Genomic DNA, 23102 nt, shown 5'->3' on the forward strand with positions numbered 1-23102 from the left:
ATTCACTTCCAGCGTAAAACCATCATTCAGTGATTTTACGTGATAGCGTTGTGAGTATAAAATAACTCGTCGCCAAAGAGAAAATAGGAATAATCCCTAAATTCTAGGCAATAACCATGCCTTTTGAGTTGAATTGTGCTTTTCCAGTTATGGAACTAACTCAACGTATTCAACGCACGTTGAGTCTTAGCGTACATTTATTTAAATTGGTGTGAGGTCAATAACACAGGCTGGGTAGACTGCTGATAAGCGCGGTTAGAGTTTGCTGCCGAGCAAAATTGCTGCTGTCGGATGTATAGCCTGGGAAAGTTGATATTAAAGAAAATAAATTGATTGACCAGAGAAAATTAGTTTTCGCCTGGAATGTTTTGTATAGCTAACTACATTTATCAAGGTGTGCTTGATTAATTGAGTTCTGCTGGTTCTGTATGCAATTTTATATTCCCTAGTAATTAAAGATGGTGGAACAATGATTTACAGAAATATGCCTATGATGATATTTACTTTAGCTGCTGGCTATTTGTTTAGTGTATATTTGTTATTGGCTTTAGCAAAGCGAGCAAGCAAAAGAAATGTTTCTCAAAGCGGATCTGATTCTGGACAGGATAAATATAAGCAGCAACGGGAATTAACTACAAATGTAACTCAAGCTGTCAATAGTCAATGAAAGCAACTTGTAGGGAGCAGTACCGCAAGGCGGAAGTCAAAAGTCAAAAGTCAAAACGAAGACAGCATAGGCTTTTTGATGATTTAGAATGGTTTGTTTACGCCGTGTTGTAGTAGGGTAAAGAGGAGATAAATATCTTTGTTTGCTTCTGACTAGTGGTCTGTCAAATTTATTTTGACGGGTAATGATCGGAAAAAACTTCTGTTCTTCCCTCCCCTACCTCCCCTACCTCCCCTACCTCCCCTACCCCCCCTACCTCCCCTACCTCTCTTCTCCCCCTGCTTGCCTTCACCCGTCATTTTCGGGTTGACAGACTAATAGTTTTTGGGCGCAGGCCCTACTTCTGGGCTTTAAGAGAGGACGGTATCAGCAAAACATACTTGTTCTACCATTGGAGTATAGCCTAACCATTGTAAGCTAGATTGGGTAAATTGCTGGGAACAACCGCTGACAGCGAAGCGGGTAGGCATTGGTGGATGAGTATTCTTGATCCCTAGTATATCTAATTCTTGAGAGCAAGCGGCGGCGACATGAACTGCTGGGTCAATTAGCTTGACTTGCTGGGGAAGGAGCGATCGCAAGATGGGCGACAAATGGGGATAATGGGTACAACCATAAACTAAAGTATCTATTTCTTTCTGAATCAAAGGTTCTAGATAAGTTTTGGCTATTTCAATGGTATAGGGGTCGTGAATACGATTTTGTTCAATGAGTGGGACAAATTCTGGGCAACTGACTTGCCAGACTTGGACATTAGATTGAATTTCTAAAATGGCTTGACGATAGGCGTTGCTTTGAGCCGTAGCTGGAGTAGCAATGACACCAATCCGTTGTCCTTGTTGGACTGCTGCCTTTGCACCTGGTAGAATCACCCCTAAAATCGGGAAATTAAACTCTTGACGGACTATATCTAATGCCAGAGCCGAACTGGTGTTACAAGCCATAATTGCCATTTTCACCCGTTGCTGCTGCATCCAATGGAGGATTTCTCGGACAAATTGTAGTATTTCTGCTTGGGAACGAATACCATAAGGAAGACGGGCTGTGTCCCCTACATAAATAATTGATTCATTGGGAAGTTGTTGATAAATTTGTCGCAATACGGTTAGTCCACCAACTCCACTGTCAAATACCCCAATCGGAGCGCGTTGAGGTTCTTGGGGGGAAAAAGTATCAAAAATAGAAGATGAATACACAGCAAATATTAATTTTGATTTTGACACTCTCCGGTCTAAAGACGCGGAGATTCTATAGAGAGTTTCAGTCTATATCCCTCAGTTATCCCAGTTTCAGGCAGGGTTCCTTAAATATTTGGGTTCTTGCCCTGATTTCGTTTGCCCTGGCGGGCGAAATCATATCTGACAAGCGTAACTTTCCGAGAGTCCCGCGGTAGCTTTTTATGTCTTTAGTGACAATTTAATTGTATCACGAATATTGAAGGCAATCAATTCGCCCGTGTGCGTTTTCCCCTTCGGACTGAAGACCCGAAGCTCCCAACGCTACCGCGTTCCTCTTGTGGTTAGTAGTCAGTGGTCAGTGGTCAGTAGTCAAGAAAAAACAAAGAACAACTGACAAAGAACAACTGACGATAATTATCTTTGTTTTAAATAATTCAGAATACCACTAGCTATGCCCTCAGCCATACGACTTTGGTATTCTGGTGATCCTAAACGGGGATTATCTTCCCGACCAGTCATATAGCCTGTTTCTACTAAAATAGCAGGCATAGTATTTTTTCTCAGCACATAAAATCTAGCTTTACGAGTGCCTCGATTCTTGAGGGTACTAATATTTTGGAGAATGGCTTGTCGCACAGTATCAGCTAAAGCATAACCACTGTCGTAATAATAGACTTCTAAACCATTAACATCAGACCGATTATCCACAGAATTAGCATGAATACTGACAAATAAAGTTGCATTAACACGCTTGGCTATATCCACCCTTCCTTGCAGTTCCACAAAAAAGTCAGCATCTCGCGTGAGGACAACTTGGATACCATTTTGTTCTAAAATTGTTGCCAGTTTGGTACTAATGGGTAGAACAACATCCTTTTCTAGTAAACCACCCAGTCCAGGAGCGCCAGAATCTTTACCACCATGTCCAGGATCAATAACTACTAAAACTTTGCCATTAGGAACTGGTAGACGGGGCTGAGGTCTTGTTTGCGGAGGTGGTGTACTAGAACCTGGAGGATCTTGTGATCCAGGAAATCCAGGTGGTATAATTGGAGGACGTTGAGCGCGGAGATTAGTTTGTAATTGTAGCGCCAATAATTGAGACGTAACTTGACTTAGTGCGCCAAAGCTAACGCCAGATGCAGGTTGAACAAGAACAATTACGGTATTGTCAGACTGGGGTTGGAGACGGACTTTAAGAATCGGGCTATTGTTAGTAAAATCCGGACCTTGGACCTGATTAGCTAATTTAGCATTGGTAATGGTAATGCGAAATAGACCTGAGCTTCTATCCCAGCCGGTGGTGGCAGATATGGCTTGGTCTGCTCTAATTAATAATTGTGTGCCATTGCCACCGAGTTCTACAGATTGAATAATTGCGGGGGAATCACTCGGTGATGGTGCGGATGATTGGTTATTCTCAGGTAATTTAGCTAAACGATCTGGGATGACGACAAAACCACTGTCACCACTAGCTAATGCTTGCCAATTGGGACTGGCACTATCTAACTGTAAGGTCATGCGAACAGCAGATGGACTGCTGGACAGTTGGCTAAATTGGACACGACGGACTCCATAGTGATTAATCACTAGATTCCGTTGTCCCATATTTGGTGATAGGGCTGCGCCAATGATATCAATATTAACAGAGCGATTATCTTGACTGCGATTGATTTGCAGTTGAGGATTTCCACCACTGGTACTAATAAAAAACCCATCTCTTGTAACTCGCAATTTATCAATTTGCACTACCCCTGGGATGGTTTCTCGATTAGATGGAGTAATTCGGTTGGTAGTGACTACGTTGTAAATACTTCTGGGGTCTATTGTTGGTTCAGATGATTTATCGGATGTTGGGGGTAATGATGGTTCTCCAGTTTGCCCAGAAGCAATTTCTGGTTGTGGTAATTCTACTATCCAACGTTTGCCATTGGTGGGAACAAATTTAACTTGCTTGGGGTTGAAGGTGTAACCAGGGGCTAGTTCGATCACTAAGCGTGTTGTTTGGTCATCAAATTGACCGACGCGAATAGTGCGGATTTTGCTGCCAATTTGTTGGGTTACGGACGGACGACCAAGTTCTGTTCCTGGTAAGTCAATTACTAAGCGTGTGGGGTTAAAAATGAGTTGGGCTTGGGGTTGGACTGGGCTAGATGTGTTGATTTCTAAGTGGTTTTGATTAGTATCAAACCGCCAAGATTCTAATTTCGCGGCAAAAGCGGGCGAAGATAGGATGAAGACCGTTCCAAAAGTGCTAGGTATTAACCAATGTAGTTTCACAATCCTTTCTCCTGATTCCTATTGATGGGATTTGTCAATATCTCGACTTATGGGGTAATCTTCAGACCATCACCGCTGCAAATTTAACTTTGTGCAAGTAAAAGATTTTGGTGTTGGTAGTAAGACACGGCTAATGGCGTAGGATTGTAGCATACAATCGGTTTAGTATTACCATTTAGTCAACAAGTTCATTTCTCTAGCATTGGTAATAAATCAGATAACAGGTGATAAGAGTGACTATTTATCTTGATTTTAAATACTGAAGTATGCCTTGGGCGATCGCATCGGCCATTTGATTTTGATAAGCTGAAGTTCTCAGTTTGGCAGCATCGTCTCTACCAGTTAAGAAACCGGTTTCTACTAAAATTGAGGGCATAGAAGTTTTGCGAAGAACATAAAATCTAGCTTTCCGCACTTTCCTATCTCTGACATTAAGACTTTGCAGAATTTTACTGTGGACAATTTGAGCGAGTGTTAAACCACTATCGTAATGATAAGTCTCTAAGCCACTAACTTCTGGACGACTCTCACCGGCTGAATTAGCGTGGATACTGACAAACACATCAGCATTGGCCTGTTGTGCCATTGTCACTCGTCCTGGTAGAGTTACAAAATAGTCAGAGTCTCGCGTCATAATTACTTGGATACCGTTTCGTTCCAAAACTTCTGCAATCCTTTTCCCAATTGGTAAAATAACATTTTTTTCCTGGACCCCACCGATACCAATTGCCCCTGAGTCTTTACCACCATGTCCGGGGTCAATTATAACTACTATTTTGCCTTTACGAAGGTCGCGCCTTGGGGTAATTCGTGGTTGTCTGGGTTTGAGGTCAGGTAGTTGTTGTCTGGGTGGTAATAAAGGGGGCAAATTCATGGGTGGTCTAATCTGACGATATCGTTGCAGTTTTAGAACCAGAAGTTTATCTCCCACTTGATTGGGTACACCTAGTGTAACACCTGATGCAGGTTGAATCAAGATAACTACAGTATTTGGCGGTTGTGGTTGCAGACGGAGCTTGATAATAGGACTATTAGCATCAAAAGTAGGGCCTTTGACTTCGGTGGCTAATTTGGCATTGGGAATGGTGATACGGAACAAACCAGAACTTTTATCCCAACCTGTGGTAGCGGATATAACTTGGTCGGCTTTAATTAATAATTGTGTGCCATTGTCAGTAAGTTCTATAGATTCAATTGTCGAAATTGAGCCGTTATTGTTTCTGGTAGGGGGAAAATTCTCATTTTCAGGTGCATTTATCATTCCCCTGGAGGGAAGGATGATTAAACCGCTGCTACTGGAGGTTACTTGCCAGTCAGGACTATTTACATCTACTTTTAACGTCATGCGGACAGATGTTGGTGTTGTTTGCAATTGGGTAAATCCAATATTGTCCACACCGTGTTTATTAACTGCCAAATTTCCTTGTGTTAAATTGGGTGATAAAGTTGCACTAAGAATGTCAATAAATACTGTGTTTTTATCACGGCTTCTCATGATTTTAGTTTGAGGATTACCGCCATTAGTGCGGATAAAAAAGCCATCACCAGTAATTTGCAAATTTTCGAGTTGAATTGTACCTTTATTACTGCTGGCAGTTCTAGTAATTGGTGAAAATTCAGGTTTCGTCTGGGAGTCTATGCCGACTAGATTGTAATTATTATTAGTATTATTAGCTGTTGAGTTAGCATCAAGTTCTAATTTTGGTAATTTCACTGTCCAGCGATTAGCACTTTTACCGACAAATTTTACTTGTTGAGGATCTAGAGTATAACCAGGATTTATTTCTAAAACTATTCTTGTTGTTTTTTCATCAAATTGACCAATGCGAATTTCCCGAATTCCTCCGCCTATTTGTTGAGTTAATTGGGAACGTCCAAATTTAACACCTGGTAAATCAATGACTAAGCGAGTGGGATTAAAAACTAATTGTGCTTGTGGTTTGACAGCACCATTTGTATTAATTTCTAATAGATTTTGATGACGATCAAATCGCCAAGATTCTAATTTTGCGGCTAAAGTTGGCGATGATAGCATCAGTACAGTACCAAAGGTAGTAGGTATTAACCATTGTATTTTCACGGTTTTTTCTCCTTAGCTGAATTAATAATTAATAATGAATATAAACACATACAAAAAACACCCACCACTGTCAATTAATGACATAGTTTGGCGGGGTATTCTCTATAATTACTACAAAAATCTTCAATCTGTAAAAACTGGTCTGAAAAAAAATAGGAATACAGAACATTATCAAGGCTAATAGAATGGGAAACAAGGAAAGTTTTATAAAACCAAAAGAAAACCAAAAGTAAATTTAATTAAAGGTAGAAATAATAACCATTTTAAAATTAGAGTGTTTCAAGATTACAGAAGACGGAGATTGGATGAGAGAAGTTTCTTCCAACCTCCTTATATAGTAAATGTGGAAACCACAGCAGAGAAAATTTTCAACTATCTTCTGTGGGATTTACAGCAGAATTTGAGGTGAAATTCAAATTACTAATCATCTTTTGTGGTGATGAGAGATGGTGGTATTTCTACTGCTAATGTTTTGCCAGAATTGCTGTCTAAATTTGTGGCGGCGTTTGATTCTGGAAATACAAATCTCAACAGGGGAGGAGCGATGAATGTGGTAATAATAACCATCATAATAATTGCTGCTCCTAATGGTTTTGAGAGGACACCACTAGCTGCACCGACACCAGCAAATACTAAGCCAACTTCACCTCTGGGAATCATCCCCACACCAATAGCCAAGCGGTTAATCCCCGGTTGACCAAATACTGTTAAGCCTGTCACTACTTTACCGATGATGGCAACTGTAATCAGGAAAGTTGCCATGATTAAGGCTTCTTGATTGGTGGGAATGGCTGGATTTAAGACTCCTAAATCAGTTTTTGCACCGACTGTGACGAAGAAGACGGGAACTAACATATCAGCAATGGGGATAACTTGCTTTTGGAGTTCTTTGCGTTTGTCGGTTTCTTCGAGAACTAACCCGGCGGCAAAAGCCCCAAGAATGGCTTCTAAATGGATGACAGAGGCGAAGTAAGCCATGATTATGGCAAAAATGAAGGCGGGGATGACTAATTCGCCTCTGGTTTTGAGTTGATCGGCGATCGCTACAAATGATTTATTAAAGACATTACCAAAAACTATTGCCCCAATTAAAAAAGCGCTCGCACTAATAATCAAATAAACGACGTTACCGACATCAACTACACCATCTTTGGCTAAACTGGCAACTACCGCCAGGACGATAATTCCCAAGACATCATCAATAACGGCTGCACCAAGAATAATTTGCCCTTCTTTGGAGTTCAACCGTCCTAATTCGGAAAGCACTTTGGACGTAATTCCAATACTAGTTGCTGTCAAAGCTGCACCGGCGAAAATTGCGGGAATAGCGGTGATACCAAATATGGTCATTAATCCCACTGTACCCGCTGCAAAGGGGACTATTACCCCAACTGTAGCCACTACGAAGGCTTGAACACCAACAGCCATGAGGTCTTTGAGGTTGGATTCTAAGCCAATTTCAAACAGAAGGATAATTACACCCAATTCTGATAAAACCGAAACCACCTCGGATTGCGCTGCAAACACCTGGGGTGTGGCTTCTGGGGTTAACCCAGCGGTGAGTTGCAAGAAGGTCATGATTAAGGAATTAGAAGCGTCTGTACCACCTTCTGGGAATACTAACAGATGAAGTACGGAGACACCGATAATTACACCCCCGACAAGTTCACCTAAAACTGCGGGTAAACCGACTTTGTTGGCTAATTCTCCCCCAACTTTGCTGGCAAAGTAAATTACGACTAAGCTTAATAGCACAGCGGCTAATACCATAGAACTGTCTGCGGTTTCTGTGGCTGTGGCTAATATGGGAACAGTTGCACTGATAAGCTGCATTGGTTATGTGAATAACAATTTCTTTATTTTTACCCTTTTTCTGGCAGGAATTTCTAATTAACTAATGTAGGGGTTTTTCTTTTAGATGGTCTTAAGTTTAGAATTTAGAGGGTACTAGCGAAGAAGATCAGCTAAAACAGAAATAAATGATTCATATACAGCGAAAAATCTAATATGGAAGAACTCTTAGAAATTAGACAACTCCTAGAACAAGGAAAAATCAATGAAGCTTTACTATTAGTGGATGAATTAGAAGAAATGAGCCTCAGTGATAAAATCAATAAAATTGATAGTTATGGCGTAATTCTACTGATTCATCTAATCAAACAAAAAGCCGAAAAACGTTCTACCCGTTCTTGGGAACTTTCCATAGAAAATGCAGTGCGGGAAATCAATAAAATTAACAAGCGCCGCAAATCTGGTGGTGTTTACTTGAATCAAAGAGAATTAATGGAAATTCTCCAACAAGGATATCAAGTAGCACTAAAAAGAGCGGCGCTAGAAGCTTATGAGGGACGTTATGAAACAGAAGAATTAGCAGCTATGGTCAATGAACAAGAAGTTTTATCTCAGTCGCTGGAATTAATTCAAAAGTAGTCAAGATTCACAGATCCGTTCTATAAAACTTACCCAAAATTACCAAAGTCTAGACACATCTGGACAGCGATAATCTTAGTGTTTATTTCCTGCTTCATCGCGGTCTTAGAATGACTTCCAATCTTGTTTGCCCGCTCCACAGGCAATCTCGGTAGAACTTACCGTTTCTGACCGTAGTTCCTAAAAAGAACCCCGACTTCTCAAAGAAGTCGGGGATCTAGATATATATGTGCCTATGCTGTGACTTCTTCCTTCACTTCCTGTTGTAAGGCTGAAAACAATCTATTTAGTGCATTTACGTAAGCCTGAGCCGATGCTACAATAATATCTGTGTTGGCTGCATGACCAGAAAATACACGGGATTCATGGCGGAGGCGAATTGTTACTTCTCCTAAAGCGTCAATTCCTCCAGTGACAGATTGTACGGAAAACTCAATCAATTCATTCGGTACATTCACTACCCGATTGATGGCTTTGTACACCGCATCTACAGGACCAGTACCAATGGCTGCATCAGTTAATTCTTCTCCGTCGGGAGTGCGGAGTGTTACTGTAGCAGTGGGTTGAGTATTACTACCGCAGGAAACCTGTACCAACTCTACCCGGAATAACTCTGGTGCTTGTTGGATTTCGTCGTTGACAATAGCTTCCAAATCCCAATCAGAGATTTCTTTCTTTTTGTCTGCTACTTCTTTGAATTTGACGAAGGCTTTGTTCAGTTCTGTTTCTGATGGTTCAAAGCCCAATTCTTTCAAGCGGGTACGAAAGGCATTTCTGCCAGAATGTTTACCCAATACTATTTGGTTGTCTGATAAACCAATTAATTGAGCATCCATAATCTCATAAGTGAGTTTGTTTTTCAATACCCCATCTTGATGAATTCCAGATTCATGGGCAAAAGCGTTTGCACCGACAATAGCTTTATTTGGTTGCACCAACATTCCCGTTAAATTGGAAACCAAACGCGAGGTTTTATAGATTTGTTTGGTGTCAATATTGGTGAGTGATGCTTCGGAATTTTCAGCCCGTCCCAAAAAGGGATTAAAATATTGTCTCCGGACGTGCAAAGCCATTACCAACTCTTCTAAAGCTGCATTGCCGGCTCTTTCGCCAATGCCATTGATGGTACACTCTAGTTGACGAGCGCCATTTTTGACAGCTTCTAAAAAGTTAGCAACAGCTAAACCTAAATCATTGTGTCCGTGAACGGAAATAATGGCTTTGTCAATGTTGGGGACATTTTCAGTAATGCCTTTAATGATTGCCCCAAATTCGCTGGGGGTGGTGTATCCTACGGTATCAGGAATATTAACAGTTGTAGCTCCAGCAGCGATCGCTCTTTCCAAAACTTCATACAAAAATTCTGGATCAGAGCGTCCCGCATCTTCAGGAGAGAATTCGATATCATCGGTGAAGCTTTTGGCATAGGCTACCATTTCTTCAGCGATCGCCACCACTTCTGGTCTAGTCTTCTTTAACTTATATTGCAGGTGAATATCAGAGGTAGCAATAAAAGTGTGAATTCTCCCTTTAGCAGCAGGTTTGATAGCCTCCGCAGCCGCTTTGATATCATCATGTTTGGCTCTAGCCAAACTACAAATTACCGGACCATTTTCTGTCCCCACAGTTTGGGCAATTTTGCTCACTGCTTCAAAATCTCCAGGACTAGCAAAAGCAAAGCCAGCCTCAATAATATCTACTCCTAAGCGTGCTAGTTGTTTAGCAATAACTAGCTTTTCGTCTATGTTGAGAGTTGCTCCAGGACACTGTTCTCCATCACGCAATGTGGTGTCAAAGATGATAATTCTATCGGTTTGCTTGCTCATTAGCTTAACCTCTGTGAGTTTTGAGAGTGGGCTGAATAAAAGAACATTAGGGAATTAGAATTAATCAAATGTGGTTTGATTTGTCAGTCCTAGAGAATTTATAATCATCACCGACTTCTAATTCCTAAATTCTTGCTTGATAAAATAACTGGAACTCTGAAATCAGAGTTTTTAACTTTGAGATTTGTGAATAAATACTAAGCTAAGTTAAGTTAACCATCAGTTTTTTCTATTCTATCTCTAATATCATTCAAGTCTATATATCTATCAGTAGCATTACGTAATTCTCTAGCAATCATGCCCTCAGTTGATACTACCGTAATATGAGTATTCTTGGAGCGTAATAATTCGATAGCCCTTTCAAAATCACCATCTCCGCTAAATAATACAACTCTGTCATATTGATCTACCGTATTAAACATATCAACGACAATTTCAATATCTAAATTCGCTTTTTGAGAGTAACGACCCGAAGCGTCATCATAATACTCTTTGAGAATTTTCGTGCGGACTGTATATCCCAAGCTGATAAGGGCATCTCGAAAACCTCGTTGGTCTTGAGGGTCTTTTAATCCAGTGTACCAGAAGGCATTGATTAATGTAGTGTCTGACTGTTCGTATTTGAAATATTCTAAAACGCGCCGGGGGTCAAAAAACCAACCATTTTTTTGTTGAGCATAGAACATATTGTTTCCGTCTACAAAAATAGACAGACGATTCATTGGAGAACCCATAAAAATTTACACCTAATAATAGATAAGAATGTTAGAGGGAAGAATAGATTATAGCAATTATCAACTGGTAATTTCGCTAACATCTTTGAGGTACATAATTATGTATAGCCATTATCTTACCTCTTTTAAAGCCAAAATTTGGACAAAATATCCAAGTAGAGAACCGAATTATTTAACTGGTTTCACCTCTGAGAGTTGTAAATATGTTATCTGATCAAAATTTAGCAATAAAATTGACCTAGTAACAGGATTCTGAACTAGATAATATCCAATTTTACTCCTAAAGAGGTACAGTATAGGATTTTGGGTAGTTAAATCTTCATCAATAGATTCTTCCCTCAACTGTAGGAATAATTTAAGAGAATTATCAATACTTCAAGAGAAGACCATTGAGGATACGCCTCTAGGATACCCTAAATAGGGTAGGGGGGGTAGGGGGGGTAGGGGAGGGAAGAACAGTTAAGTAGTGGGACAAAATTAATTACACAATGTCATTGCGTAAGCGTTGCGTTAGCCATATGGAACGAAGTGAAATGAAGCAATTCCAAGGGTTGTGATTGCTTCCCTTCGCTCGCAATGACTGTAAATATTTTTGTCCAATTAGTTAAGTTTTTCCGCCACGCTCCAAAACTTGCCCCCAAGGGTTTTTAGCCTATTTTCTTATAAATTTTTATGACAACGTTATGACAGAGGTAGGTTGCATATTCATCATTTAAGTAGGTGAACAGAAAAATTTAAAGGTATGTGAAGAAAAGTAAAATCACTCAAAACTCTCTTCCTGTTCCCAGTTAAGAGTTCCCTGTTCCCTTGCCCCAACGACAATTTTTAACGCCCACCTACTTAGTCACATTCGGAGTTTCTAAATATTGTTTGTCTGACTGAGGATAAACAGTTACCCAATCTAAGTACCTAATTGACGGAAATAACTCTACTTTAGCGATTGAGGCTGGAAGTTTCTTTAGATCTAAGGATTTAATTTTCCCTATGGCTAAACCAGCCGGGAACTTCTGACTATAAGTAGAGGTAGATACTAAGTCTCCTATTTTAACATTAGGGACTTTTTCATAGAACTCTAACACACCTTCAGTGGAAGCATCACCTTGTAAAACTCCTTTAGCTGATGTGCGGTTGATAGTTACGCCTACTTGACTTTTTAAATCACTTATTAACAATACACTGCTAGTATTAGTTGTCACACTATCTACTAAACCTACCAATCCACCATCGGCTTTGACAATAGAACCTTCTTGAATGCCTGATGCAGTCCCCCGATTCAAAATCACCTGTTGCCACCAATGATCTGCACTGCGTCCTACCACCCGTGCTATAGTTGGTTTCTGAGGCAAGGTTTGTTTCTCTACATAGCCCAGTAAATTTTTTAATTTCTGATTTTGGCTTTCTAAATCAACGATGCGAGTTTGTAATTCTAAAAATCTTGCATCTTTAATATTTTGTTCAGGAATTGCTCCTGACTGTAGCATCTGTAATGGGCTGGTGATTCCTTGGTAAATCTCCCGTAACAATGCTCCTTTTGTCTCTCTGAGTGTCCAGGAACTACCTACAACTAAGGCTAATAATCCTATTTGTAATCCTTTGTATTCCCACCAGCGTTTTAAAGTAAACATAATAACCTATATGTATTTTATAAATTATTTAGGAGTTGTAGGGACATGGTTTGGTAACTTTTTAGTGATGCCTATAGCGATCGCCATCCGCAAATCTGGAAATCAACTCCTGTGTACTTGTGTTGAAAATAATGGGTTCTATAGTTACATCAGACGGCGTAGTTAGGAGGTACAAAATCTCAATTAAGGCCTATGCACAAAGCCAGTTTTAATCCTGACTTATGACTCCTGCTGTATGAATAAATACAGAACCCATATATTCCTAACTTACTATACCCAAGACGGCTTAATTATTTGATTCTCCGGGAGGGGTAAAGCAAGAGCTTAATAGTGTCAACTTAACGTAAAACCCGTAGCCTGCCGGGGAATGATAGACGCTATCATTTCAGGGTGGGTCTGTCAGCCAAACAAATAAGCCATCTGTAGCTTAAGTTGACACCAATGAGCATTACTAAACCTCTACAAATATAGGGTTTTTCGTGATTTTACAAAAGTCCATGTCCCAAAGGTTTTGAGTATAACTACTACTAATATAAGTTGCCAGTTAGGTAAATTGTCAGAATCAGGATATCCAGGATTAAAGGATGAAACCAGAGCTTTTATTACCAATTACCTATTACCAATTACCAGCCTCAACAAAATAACTAGCAACTTAAGTTACTACATATTGCGAGAACGCCCGCTAAATACTCTCTCCAATTGCTTGAAGTTTTCTAATACGCGACCAGTTCCCAGCACTACACAGCTTAAAGGGTCGGCGGCTATATGGGTAACAAGACCAGTCTCATGACTAATCAATGTATCCAGACCTTTGAGCAACGCACCACCCCCTGCCAACATGATACCACGATCAATAATGTCTGCTGCCAGTTCTGGCGGTGTCCGTTCTAGTGTTCGCCTAACTGCTTCGATAATTACCGCTAGAGGCTCTACCATACTTTCCCGGATTTCTGGTCCTTTGATGGTTACAGTTCTGGGTAAACCAGACAGTAAATGTAAGCCTCGAACTTCCATTACACTATCACTATCGTCTGCGGTCGGATAAGCAGAACCTATTTTAATCTTAATATCTTCTGCCGTGCGTTCACCAATTACCAGATTATGAACCTTCTTCATATACTGGGCAATGGCTTCAGTTAACTCATCTCCAGCAATGCGGACTGATTCGCTGATTACTGTTCCTTGAAGACTTAATACCGCTACTTCTGTTGTCCCCCCACCGATGTCAATAATCATGTTACCAGTAGGTTCTGCCACTGGCAGTCCTGCACCAATTGCTGCTGCAACTGGCTCATCAATCAAATATACTTCTCTAGCGCCGGCTTGGGTAGCTGCATCCATGACAGCCCGTCTTTCTACTCCAGTGACACCACTGGGGATACCAATGACAATGCGGGGCAACATCAGGGATCTCCCTTCATTTACCCGCTGAATAAAGCTTTTTAACATCAACTCAGCCGTATCAAAGTCAGCGATCACACCGTCGCGCAGGGGACGCAGAGCAACGACGTTCCCCGGTGTGCGTCCGAGCATTTTTTTAGCCTCTTCCCCCACTGCCAGTGCCACTTTCAGATTTTGATCAATGGCAACGACGGAAGGTTCTTGCAGGACAATCCCTTTACCAGATACATAAACTAGGGTATTGGCTGTACCGAGGTCGATACCCATATCCCAGGATGGACGAAAATTTAAATTGAAAAGACCCACGCTTCTCTATGCCCCCTATTTACACTACTTCTGACTACAAACATAAGAGTTAATATAGCGGTTCTCGATTGGGTGATATACAAGAACCCCGACCCACTCCTCGCAAGCGAGCAATAAGCTATGATGTATTTCATTCAAGTGCATACTGCTATAATGATGCCATGATATTCGGTTCCCTGACTCCAGTAGACTAGACTATTTTTTTATTTAGTTTTTGTCAATCTTGAGTTTAGTTTCATGAATCTTAACTTCTATCTTCTCAAGGTTACTCAGTATAACCGTATAATTTTTTTTAGCTATAAGGTATTTTTTGAATTTTTTTGGGGTTGACTGTGGCGATTCTAACATATTTTTAATCATTTCACAATTAGTTATTATAGAATCCGGAGTAATAGAATACAAAAATACTAGGAAATAAAAACCATGAGCATTAATGTTGTCACTCTTGTTGGTCGTGTCGGTGGTGATCCAGATATGAAATATTTTGAGTCAGGTACAGTTAAATGTAGATTGACTCTAGCTGTAAATAGAAGATCACGCAACAATGATAAACCAGACTGGTTTAATCTAGAACTTTGGGGAAAAACTGCAGAAGTTGCGGGTAATTACGTCCGTAAAGGTGGTTTAATTGGGGTTAAAGGTTCTTTGCGATTTGATACTTGGAGCGATCGCCAAAGTGGAGTTGCGCGTTCTAGTCCAGTTATTAATGTTGAACAACTAGAATTATTAGGTTCTAAGCGTGATGGTGAAGGTGGGATGTCTGATATGTCCCCAGATAATTTCTAATTTAATTAAACGGGCGGTTAGAAACCGCGTCTACACAGGCAAAACCCAGATGGTGCGTGGGTTTCAAATCCTTGATTTTTCCTTAGTCCGCGCAGGCGGACTTTGTTTGTGTAGCCGTGACTTCTAGTCGCCGGGGCTTAAATTGACTAATAGCTAATTTGCAATGTTACTGATGCTTGTACTTCTTGTTCCCCCGCAACTATGGGAGTAGAAGCATCTGCGAAATTGGCTTTAGCAGCTTCAGCCCGATATAGCATCGGTGGCGGTGGTGGGGTTGCACCATTAATTTGAATACTGATAATGTCTTTTTGCTCTAATTTTAAGGTGCTAAGAACCGTTTCCGCTTGTTCTTGTGCATCCTGGGTAGCTTTTTTTAAGGCTTGTTTTTGGGCGCTGGCGATCGCCTCATCACTAGCAATAAAACTTATACCATTAATTTGTGTCGCTCCAACTTTCACCGCATCATCCAATAAAGTTCCGGCTTTATCTGTAGGAATGCGGAAGCTCACTGTATTACTAGCAGCATAACCAGTAATGCGTTGAACATTATTACTGTAGCTATATACTGGGTTGAGGCGAATTCCTGTAGTTGTCAATTTTTCAACATTGCGTTTTTTTAATAAAGCCACCACAGCCGATGATCTGCGTGCCGCTTCTTTTTGGGCATCTTCCGCCGTTTTTCCTTGAACTTCTACACCCAAACTAACTTGAGATAAAGTTGTCGAAATTGTTTCTACTCCCCTTCCACTCACGGTTAAAGTTCGCCATAATTTTTCTTGTGCTGATGCAGGTAACATAAAAATCGCACTGAGAAATATACTCAAAGATAATATTTTCCCAAAATTCCGGGTTGGAAACCGATAATTAGATAAAACAGTGATAGACATCTTCCTTAACACTCCTCTAAAAACCTATTAATTCTGGGGTAACTGTTATTAACAGCCACCAAAATATTTTCACACCGAAGGTGTAATTTCCATACTTATAGTTTCACACTGCTTAAACTTATATCGAACCTGGTTACATTTTTTGTAACGGTAAAAATTATGTGTTGGGTTTCCTTCCAACCGCAATTATTTTATGATAGTTCTTCCTTATCAAATTTATGATAACAAATTTAAAATCAATTGTCAACCCCCACATCTTCTTTTTTGCGCGACTCAATTGAGAGATTGAGTGATATTTTTGTAAATATCGAGAAGTTGAGATCCCCGACTTCTTAAAGAAGTCGGGGATCTTATGGAAGTCGGGGATCTTATTATTGTTCAGAAACAACCATGACATCATCAACACCAGAAACCCTATCTAAATTCGTGCAATTTTGTCACCAACATATCACCGGACAAGAACGCAAAGAAGCACAAACATTTCTCGACCGATTTTTTCGAGCCTTTGGACATGAAGGTGCATTAGAAGCGGGTGCGACTTACGAAGAAGCAATTAAAAAAAGTAGTAAAACCGGAAAAACTGGCTTTGCTGATTTAGTTTGGAAACCTCGCGTTTTAATAGAAATGAAAAAACGGGGAGAAGATTTAAATAAACATTATTCCCAAGCTTTTGATTATTGGACTAGGTTAGTCCCAAATCGTCCTAAATATGTGATTTTATGTAATTTTGATGAATTTTGGATCTTTGATTTTGATATTCAATTAGATACACCTGTAGATAAAATTACTCTTGAACAACTGCCAGAACGGTCAGGAGCATTGGCATTTATGGAATTAGGGCAAAAAACCCCTGTATTCCAAAATAACCAAGTAGAAGTTACTGTTAAAGCTGCCCGTCGCATGGGTGAATTATTATTAGAATTAGAAAATAGGGGAATTGAAAAGTTAACAGCACAGCGGTTTATTTTGCAATGTGTTTTAGCGATGTTTGCGGAAGATAGACAACTGCTACCCCGTGATATGTTTGTTTCTTGTGTCCAAGATTGTATGAAAGGGGGAAGTTCCTATGATGTTTTGGGTGGTTTATTTCGGGAAATGAATCAACCCGGAAAAACCCCAGCGGGACGTTATCAAGGAGTAGATTATTTTAACGGGGGTTTATTTTCTCGAATTGATGCAATTGAATTAACGAGGGAAGAATTAAATTTTTTAGATGTGTCTGCGCGAGAAAATTGGAGTAAAGTCCGTCCGGCTATTTTTGGGAATTTATTTGAAGGGAGTATATATAAGGAAGAACGTCACGCGAGGGGAATCCATTATACTTCTGAAGTGGATATTATGAAAATTGTCCGTCCCACAATTAGCCGTTATTGGGAAGAGAGAATTGAGGAAGCTGGGACAATTAAGGAACTTTCCAAACTACAAATAGAATTACAAAGTTATCGAGTTTTAGATCCTGCTTGTGGTTCGGGTAATTTTCTTTATATCGCATATCAGGAATTGAAAAGAATTGAAATCTTGCTATTAGAGAAAATTCAATCTTTGCGTAAATCTCCAGATAAACAATTGCAAATGGGTTTGGTGACACCTTTACAATTTTATGGAATGGACACAAATCCCTTTGCGGTGGAATTAGCGCGGGTGACTTTGATGATTGCGCGGAAGATTGCGATTGATAATTTACAATTAACTGAACCTGCTTTACCTTTGGATACTTTAGATAATAATATTGTTTGTCAAGATGCTTTATTTAGTGAATGGGTAAAAGCTGATGCTATTATTGGAAATCCGCCATTTTTAGGTGGTAATCGAATTCGTTTAGATTTAGGAGATGAATATGCGGAACGTATTTTTAGCAAGTTTTCAGAAGTTAAATCACAGGTAGATTTTTGTGGTTATTGGTTTCGTTTAGCTCATGAATTTCTTAATGGAAAAGGTAGAGCAGGTTTAGTTGGTACTAATTCTATTAGTCAGGGAAATAGTAGATATGCTTCTTTAGACTATATCACTAGAAACGGTGGTTATATTCATGAAGCAATTCCAACTCAAAATTGGTCTGGAGAAGCACAAGTTTATGTTAGTATTGTGAATTGGTGTTATGAAAAACCATCTAAATTTCATTTAAATAATCAGGTAGTTAAACAAATTAGTTCCTCTCTAAGCTCAACCGTTGATATTTCAATAGCTGTTAAATTAAAATCAAACCTTGATCGATGTTTTGAAGGAGTTAAGCCGAATGCAAAGGGATTTATAATCACAGAAAATCAAGCTCAATGCTGGATAAAATCTAATTCTAAAAACGAATTAGTAATTAAGCTATTTTTAGATGCAGGAGACTTAACTAAAGCTCCAAATGGAAAACCCAGTAGGTGGGTTATTGACTTTGAAAATATGAGTTTAGAGGAAGCTAGTGATTATATTCTACCTTTTGAACACGTTAGAGTTACTGTAAAACCAGAAAGAGAAAATAACCGTGAAGCTGTTTTAAGAGAAAAGTGGTGGAGGTTTAAACGTACTCATGCAGCAATGAGACAAGCATTGATTTCTCTAAAAATTTATTTCGCTGTTCCTGCTCACTCAAAATGGTTTATTTTTGTACCTTCATTGTCAAACTGGCTACCTAATAACTCTACCAAAGTTGTAGCATCAGATGACTTTTATATATTAGGAATTCTCACATCTAACGTACATCGTCTTTGGGTAAAAGCGCAAAGTTCAACTCTTGGAGAGACAACACGTTATACTCACAACACTTGTTTTGAAACCTTCCCATTTCCGCAAACAGCAGATATAAAAATAGTCCAACAAATCCGCACCAAAACAGAAGAACTACATCAATATCGCACTCAACAAATGGAAACAAAACAATGGGGAATCACCACATTATATAATAAATTCTTCAACGAACCCAGCAGCCAACTTTATAAACTGCATCAACAATTAGATAAACTGGTAATGTCAGCTTATAACTTTCAAGCCAATGATGATATTTTAGAAAAACTGCTGATATTAAATTTAGAATTAGCCGAAAAAGAAAAACAGGGAATCAAAATTATTGGACCGGGTTCACCAAATTAGAATACAAAGCACATTTTAGGTAAATGAAGGGCAAATAAGTAGTGAGACAGAATTAATTACACAATGTCATTGCGTTAGCGAAGCGTGGCGTTAGCCATATCGAACGAAGTGAAATGAAGCGATAGCGAAGCGCTGCTGCAAGCAGTTCGCAAGGGTTGTGATTGCTTCCCTTCCCTCGCAATGACTGTAAATATTGGCGTTGCTGAATTGGCGTATGATTTTTGGAGGTAGAGACGTTCCATGGAACGTCTCTACAAGAGTCTTGAACGTATGCAAAATTATTTTTATCCCTAAAATCAGCAACGCCTAAATATTTTTGTCCAATTAAGTAGTGAGACTTTTTGTGGAGTTCTCTAAAAGGAAATCCTGTCAGGATTTCCCAGTTTCAGCCAATATGACTAAAAATTTAGCGCTTGAAGCGAGAACGTTGTTGGCGACGTTGCTTGTGTCTGGCTATGGCTTTGCGCTTTTCTTTTTCTAAAGGTGTCTCAAAGTGACGCTTTTTCCGCATATCTTGGAAAATTCCTGCTTTGGAAACTTCCCGCTTGAATCTTCGTAGTGCTGATTCAATCCCTTCATTTTCACCTAAGACCACTTGTGTCATTCCTGTTCCTCCGTAGTTTAATTCAATATTTGAGAACTAAAGTCAAAATAAAATACTCCAGCAGCGCTTAGCGGGAGACTGTATCTGCTGGATACTCTAGATTTTAATTTTTTTTTACTGGACTTAGTAGCGATCGCCGCTACTACTACTCCCAAACCAGAGAGTGTAGAGAGTTAGATTCGGAGAGACGTATTTAAAAAAATCTTCAAACGACTTACTCAACCGAAAATAATCTTTGATATCCCCAAGTATAGCACTACATGAGAATATTAACCCATAACGAACAAATTTTCCCAACAAAACCACCAGCATTGTCAGGAAATTCTCCACGACAAATACTGTTTCGTTGACACTCTCCTAAGAGGAGAGGGAAAAGGAATAATATTTAATACTGGAGAGGCTTTGAACTTGTTCTTTGTATGATAAAAAAGTCCGGCTTCTAGCCGTTTTGAGTATATCACTAATATTGAAGGCAATCAATTAGCCCCTGTGCGTTTTCCCCTTCGGTCTGAAGACGCGAAGCTCCCAACGCTACCGCGTTCATTTTGTAAACCGTGTGAGAATGCTTTGCGCTTCTTGACACAGTACCTCATGATTTTGATAATTACTCGCTAGTAATTCCCCCCATTGATGAATGTCGCCAGTGTTATATTCTAATGGCGTGCAGTCAAAGTGGGTAAAATTACCACCTGCTTCTGTCAAGATTAGTTCAGGAGCAGCCATATCCCAGTCTTTAGGTGCGGATTTACCGGAAAGGGAAATGTAAACATCTGCTTGCTGTTCAAGTATCGCGGCAATTTTGCAACCGACGCTACCAATTGCTTTTTGATTTTGATAGGGCAGGTGCTGTAATAGATATTCTAACCTATCGTTGCGGTGTGAGCGACTAACCACCAAAATTAGATCCTGGATATTTTTACGGGAGTTCAGTCGCACAGGCAAAGAACCTGTTGCAGTTTCGATAAAAGTTCCACTACCTCTAGTAGCATAATATAACTTTTGTGCCTCTGGAACTGCCACGACGGCTAACATTGTCTGTGTTCCTTGAATTAAGGCAATATGAATTGCATATTCTCCGGTTTTGTTGATAAAATCTCTTGTTCCATCTAATGGATCAATAATCCATACCCACTCAGCAGGATTTTTTCCCTGTTGTGATTTATGAGTTTCTTCGCTGATATATCCAAAGTCTTCATTACCTAAAGCAGCTTGTAACTGTGACAAGATATATTCACTAACGGCTAAGTCTGCCACTGTAACGGGTTCGCTGTCTTTATACTGGATATCTAAATTTGGTGCGTCAGCAGTACCGTGATAATAAGAACTCAGGAGACTGGCCGCACCCCAACCTACCTTCCGTGCAATTGTTAATATTTCAGATAAGTCTTTCATTTGGGGACAAATTTGGTTGACACTCTCCGGGTCTTTAGACGCGGAGATTCTATAGAGAGTTTCAGTCTATATCCATCAGTTATACCAGTTATAAGGCTACGGTGTACACACAAGTTATCGAATCACCATTAGACTTCTCCGGTAAAGATTGTAGAGACGTTCCATGGAACGTCTCTACAAGGGTTTCAAACGACGCACATTTAATTTTCGGAGATGTCTATTATTCCTCAAATTACCCCACCCTAACCCTCCCCGATGCTTTGGGGAGGGGACAAGATTCCGGTTTCCCCCCTTGATAAGGGGCTTGATAAGGGGGGATTAAGGGGGGTAATTTAACTTGTGTGTACACGATAGCCTTTATAAGAGGAGGGTTAGGGAGGGGTAAAACATTTGATACAGCAATCATGACTTTTCAAACACCCTCTAAGAGGTTGTTTGAAAAGTATTAGATGAAACCGATAATCTCCAGAAACCTAACCCCCCTTCTCTAGGGGACTTCCAAGAAATAAATTATCCTGATTAACGAACCACAGAGGCGCAGAGGACACAGAGGAATAAGGGTTTGAGAGATTTTTGCGTTAGGTGGTTGAGTATTTTTTTATTTGGAAGTCCCTAGGAGGGAATGGGGGTTTCAAAGCCTCTCCCCGCATCGGGGAGAGGTTTACCAGAGGGGTTTATTTATACATTAAAGACTTTTCAAACATCCTCTAAGCATTAGACTTAGACGTTTAAATTTCACCAAGTTCGCGTACCAAAATGTTTACACGCCTCCGCAGCAGTATTTCCAGCTAGTGCTAATGCTTCTATAAAATTCGTTTCCAGGATGTAGTGACAGAAAGCACCGTGAAAAATGTCTCCTGCGCCCAGTGTATCAACGGGCTGTATTTTTGGCACATTAACTACACCAGACTGATCACGAGTTAAGTATTGAATGGGGTTTTCCCCTTCAGTAATGGCAATATAAGGAATGTTAAAATTTTGCAAATAGGCAAAAACGTCTTCCTGATTTTTGCAGTTAGGTGGATAGAAATTAGCAGAACAAATAGCATAATTGACAAAGGGTAATATTTCTGCAAATCCTGGTTTCCAGCTACCACCATCAATAACAACTGGAATATTCTGAATATTAGCAGTTTGGGCAATAATTTTGCTGACCTCCATTTGATGTCCGTCAATTAATACAATATCAATATCTTGTAAAATATTGGCAGGGATAGAAGTAATATTTGCCTGAGTTTTAACGGCATTAATAGAAATTACCGCTCTTTCACCTGTACCTTGGGTAACAATAATTGAAGAGACAGGTGGCGGTGTTTTCCTGTAGGGGTCTAAGTCAATAATTGCAATTTGGTAATTCTCTAAATCGCTACAAATTAGCTGTGTGATCTGGTGCGAACCCAATACACCTAAAACTGTAGATTGGTTGTTTAAATGACTGAAGGTGACGGCGGCGTTTGTTGCGGGTCCCCCTGCTGCTATAGTATAGTCAGTGGCAACTAATTTTTGATTATTTTGGGGGGGAGAATCCGCGAGATAAATGAAATCTAAGGTAATTAAACCGACAAATAAGCCAGATTTGCTCATTGCTAATTTGCATTTGAATTTTCACTAGATGATATCATGTATAATTAAAGATGTATATAATGTTAATTTTCCTGATATTGATCCTTGACCAGAAAGTTTAGAGATTTTGTTAAATAATACTTTTGGAAAAGTGAAGAAAATTCACCAACAAGTTAAATTATATGCAAGATTATCTAATCTGTGAAATCCCTTAATCCGTTGAATCCGTGTTCAAAATTAATATGCAAACTGAACCTTGACCAGA

General features: G+C 39.7%; 18 protein-coding genes. 6 read left to right on the plus strand and 12 right to left on the minus strand.

Annotated features, from left to right (window positions below; genetic code table 11):
* Positions 1 to 469 precede the first annotated feature (469 nt).
* Complete coding sequence (locus HEQ36_RS05410; RefSeq protein ID WP_053538570.1) at positions 470 to 667, plus strand: hypothetical protein; 198 nt, start codon at positions 470 to 472, stop codon at positions 665 to 667.
* Positions 668 to 1017: 350 nt separating this feature from the next.
* On the opposite strand, the gene murI is transcribed toward HEQ36_RS05410, so the two are convergent.
* The 3 genes from murI to HEQ36_RS05425 form a co-directional block, all read right to left on the minus strand.
* Positions 1018 to 1863: a glutamate racemase gene (gene murI, locus HEQ36_RS05415; protein ID WP_053538569.1), complete on the minus strand. Its 846-nt coding sequence runs from the start codon at positions 1861 to 1863 to the stop codon at positions 1018 to 1020.
* A gap of 396 nt (positions 1864 to 2259) precedes the next feature.
* Positions 2260 to 4125: an N-acetylmuramoyl-L-alanine amidase gene (locus tag HEQ36_RS05420; protein WP_053538568.1), complete on the minus strand. Its 1866-nt coding sequence runs from the start codon at positions 4123 to 4125 to the stop codon at positions 2260 to 2262.
* Between the two features lie 241 nt (positions 4126 to 4366).
* Positions 4367 to 6205, minus strand: a complete 1839-nt coding sequence (locus tag HEQ36_RS05425) for an N-acetylmuramoyl-L-alanine amidase (RefSeq protein WP_168634843.1) — start codon at positions 6203 to 6205, stop codon at positions 4367 to 4369.
* Between the two features lie 34 nt (positions 6206 to 6239).
* Here HEQ36_RS05425 and HEQ36_RS05430 point away from each other — a divergent pair, with 34 nt between their 5' ends.
* Positions 6240 to 6386: a hypothetical protein gene (locus HEQ36_RS05430; protein WP_257120684.1), complete on the plus strand. Its 147-nt coding sequence runs from the start codon at positions 6240 to 6242 to the stop codon at positions 6384 to 6386.
* 239 nt (positions 6387 to 6625) lie between these two features.
* On the opposite strand, the gene HEQ36_RS05435 is transcribed toward HEQ36_RS05430, so the two are convergent.
* Positions 6626 to 8038, minus strand: coding sequence for a cation:proton antiporter (locus HEQ36_RS05435; RefSeq protein WP_039202542.1), 1413 nt, complete (start codon positions 8036 to 8038; stop codon positions 6626 to 6628).
* A gap of 174 nt (positions 8039 to 8212) precedes the next feature.
* Between HEQ36_RS05435 and HEQ36_RS05440 the strand changes: the two genes are divergently transcribed.
* Positions 8213 to 8635: a DUF29 family protein gene (locus HEQ36_RS05440; protein ID WP_027402276.1), complete on the plus strand. Its 423-nt coding sequence runs from the start codon at positions 8213 to 8215 to the stop codon at positions 8633 to 8635.
* A gap of 233 nt (positions 8636 to 8868) precedes the next feature.
* On the opposite strand, the gene HEQ36_RS05445 is transcribed toward HEQ36_RS05440, so the two are convergent.
* From HEQ36_RS05445 to mreC, 3 genes are all read right to left on the minus strand, one after another.
* Positions 8869 to 10461, minus strand: a complete 1593-nt coding sequence (locus HEQ36_RS05445; protein WP_027402275.1) for a 2-isopropylmalate synthase — start codon at positions 10459 to 10461, stop codon at positions 8869 to 8871.
* Between the two features lie 212 nt (positions 10462 to 10673).
* A complete protein-coding gene (locus HEQ36_RS05450; RefSeq protein WP_027402274.1) occupies positions 10674 to 11195 on the minus strand; it encodes an NYN domain-containing protein in 522 nt (173 codons plus the stop codon).
* An 836-nt stretch (positions 11196 to 12031) separates the two neighbouring features.
* On the minus strand, positions 12032 to 12820 hold the full coding sequence (mreC, locus tag HEQ36_RS05455) for a rod shape-determining protein MreC (RefSeq protein WP_053538566.1): 789 nt from the start codon (positions 12818 to 12820) through the stop codon (positions 12032 to 12034).
* A gap of 10 nt (positions 12821 to 12830) precedes the next feature.
* Between mreC and HEQ36_RS05460 the strand changes: the two genes are divergently transcribed.
* Positions 12831 to 12986 (plus strand): hypothetical protein, encoded by a 156-nt coding sequence (locus HEQ36_RS05460; RefSeq protein WP_168634844.1) that lies wholly within the window; start codon positions 12831 to 12833, stop codon positions 12984 to 12986.
* A gap of 494 nt (positions 12987 to 13480) precedes the next feature.
* Here HEQ36_RS05460 and HEQ36_RS05465 read toward each other — a convergent pair whose 3' ends face one another.
* On the minus strand, positions 13481 to 14488 hold the full coding sequence (locus tag HEQ36_RS05465; protein WP_027402272.1) for a rod shape-determining protein: 1008 nt from the start codon (positions 14486 to 14488) through the stop codon (positions 13481 to 13483).
* A gap of 462 nt (positions 14489 to 14950) precedes the next feature.
* Between HEQ36_RS05465 and HEQ36_RS05470 the strand changes: the two genes are divergently transcribed.
* Entirely contained in the window at positions 14951 to 15313 is a 363-nt protein-coding gene (locus HEQ36_RS05470; RefSeq protein ID WP_039200306.1) for a single-stranded DNA-binding protein, read from the plus strand.
* Positions 15314 to 15459: 146 nt separating this feature from the next.
* On the opposite strand, the gene HEQ36_RS05475 is transcribed toward HEQ36_RS05470, so the two are convergent.
* Entirely contained in the window at positions 15460 to 16200 is a 741-nt protein-coding gene (locus HEQ36_RS05475; RefSeq protein WP_053538565.1) for an SIMPL domain-containing protein, read from the minus strand.
* Between the two features lie 390 nt (positions 16201 to 16590).
* Here HEQ36_RS05475 and HEQ36_RS05480 point away from each other — a divergent pair, with 390 nt between their 5' ends.
* Positions 16591 to 19278 carry a DNA methyltransferase gene (locus tag HEQ36_RS05480; protein WP_168634845.1) on the plus strand — a complete coding sequence of 896 codons (2688 nt, stop codon included), beginning with the start codon at positions 16591 to 16593 and terminating at the stop codon, positions 19276 to 19278.
* Between the two features lie 406 nt (positions 19279 to 19684).
* Here the strand turns inward: HEQ36_RS05480 and rpsU are convergent, their stop codons facing one another.
* From rpsU to HEQ36_RS05495, 3 genes are all read right to left on the minus strand, one after another.
* Positions 19685 to 19882 (minus strand): 30S ribosomal protein S21, encoded by a 198-nt coding sequence (gene rpsU, locus HEQ36_RS05485; RefSeq protein ID WP_015078697.1) that lies wholly within the window; start codon positions 19880 to 19882, stop codon positions 19685 to 19687.
* A 540-nt stretch (positions 19883 to 20422) separates the two neighbouring features.
* Positions 20423 to 21274 carry an inositol monophosphatase family protein gene (locus HEQ36_RS05490; RefSeq protein ID WP_053538564.1) on the minus strand — a complete coding sequence of 284 codons (852 nt, stop codon included), beginning with the start codon at positions 21272 to 21274 and terminating at the stop codon, positions 20423 to 20425.
* A gap of 735 nt (positions 21275 to 22009) precedes the next feature.
* Positions 22010 to 22858: a sugar kinase gene (locus HEQ36_RS05495; RefSeq protein ID WP_168634846.1), complete on the minus strand. Its 849-nt coding sequence runs from the start codon at positions 22856 to 22858 to the stop codon at positions 22010 to 22012.
* Between the last annotated feature and the right edge of the window lie 244 nt (positions 22859 to 23102).

Origin of the sequence: Anabaena sp. 54 (assembly GCF_017355725.1) — a bacterium.
Classification (GTDB): domain Bacteria; phylum Cyanobacteriota; class Cyanobacteriia; order Cyanobacteriales; family Nostocaceae; genus Dolichospermum; species Dolichospermum heterosporum.

What these genes read in the sequence shown, in the direction of transcription:
- HEQ36_RS05410 (WP_053538570.1), top strand. Translation starts at nt 470, where the DNA reads ATGATTTACAGAAATATGCCTATGATGATATTTACTTTAGCTGCTGGC.
- HEQ36_RS05430 (WP_257120684.1), top strand. Translation starts at nt 6,240, where the DNA reads ATGAATATAAACACATACAAAAAACACCCACCACTGTCAATTAATGAC.
- HEQ36_RS05435 (WP_039202542.1), bottom strand. Translation starts at nt 8,038, where the DNA reads ATGCAGCTTATCAGTGCAACTGTTCCCATATTAGCCACAGCCACAGAA.
- HEQ36_RS05440 (WP_027402276.1), top strand. Translation starts at nt 8,213, where the DNA reads ATGGAAGAACTCTTAGAAATTAGACAACTCCTAGAACAAGGAAAAATC.
- HEQ36_RS05445 (WP_027402275.1), bottom strand. Translation starts at nt 10,461, where the DNA reads ATGAGCAAGCAAACCGATAGAATTATCATCTTTGACACCACATTGCGT.
- HEQ36_RS05450 (WP_027402274.1), bottom strand. Translation starts at nt 11,195, where the DNA reads ATGGGTTCTCCAATGAATCGTCTGTCTATTTTTGTAGACGGAAACAAT.
- mreC (WP_053538566.1), bottom strand. Translation starts at nt 12,820, where the DNA reads ATGTTTACTTTAAAACGCTGGTGGGAATACAAAGGATTACAAATAGGA.
- HEQ36_RS05460 (WP_168634844.1), top strand. Translation starts at nt 12,831, where the DNA reads ATGTATTTTATAAATTATTTAGGAGTTGTAGGGACATGGTTTGGTAAC.
- HEQ36_RS05465 (WP_027402272.1), bottom strand. Translation starts at nt 14,488, where the DNA reads ATGGGTATCGACCTCGGTACAGCCAATACCCTAGTTTATGTATCTGGT.
- HEQ36_RS05470 (WP_039200306.1), top strand. Translation starts at nt 14,951, where the DNA reads ATGAGCATTAATGTTGTCACTCTTGTTGGTCGTGTCGGTGGTGATCCA.
- HEQ36_RS05475 (WP_053538565.1), bottom strand. Translation starts at nt 16,200, where the DNA reads ATGTCTATCACTGTTTTATCTAATTATCGGTTTCCAACCCGGAATTTT.
- HEQ36_RS05480 (WP_168634845.1), top strand. Translation starts at nt 16,591, where the DNA reads ATGACATCATCAACACCAGAAACCCTATCTAAATTCGTGCAATTTTGT.
- rpsU (WP_015078697.1), bottom strand. Translation starts at nt 19,882, where the DNA reads ATGACACAAGTGGTCTTAGGTGAAAATGAAGGGATTGAATCAGCACTA.
- HEQ36_RS05490 (WP_053538564.1), bottom strand. Translation starts at nt 21,274, where the DNA reads ATGAAAGACTTATCTGAAATATTAACAATTGCACGGAAGGTAGGTTGG.
- HEQ36_RS05495 (WP_168634846.1), bottom strand. Translation starts at nt 22,858, where the DNA reads ATGAGCAAATCTGGCTTATTTGTCGGTTTAATTACCTTAGATTTCATT.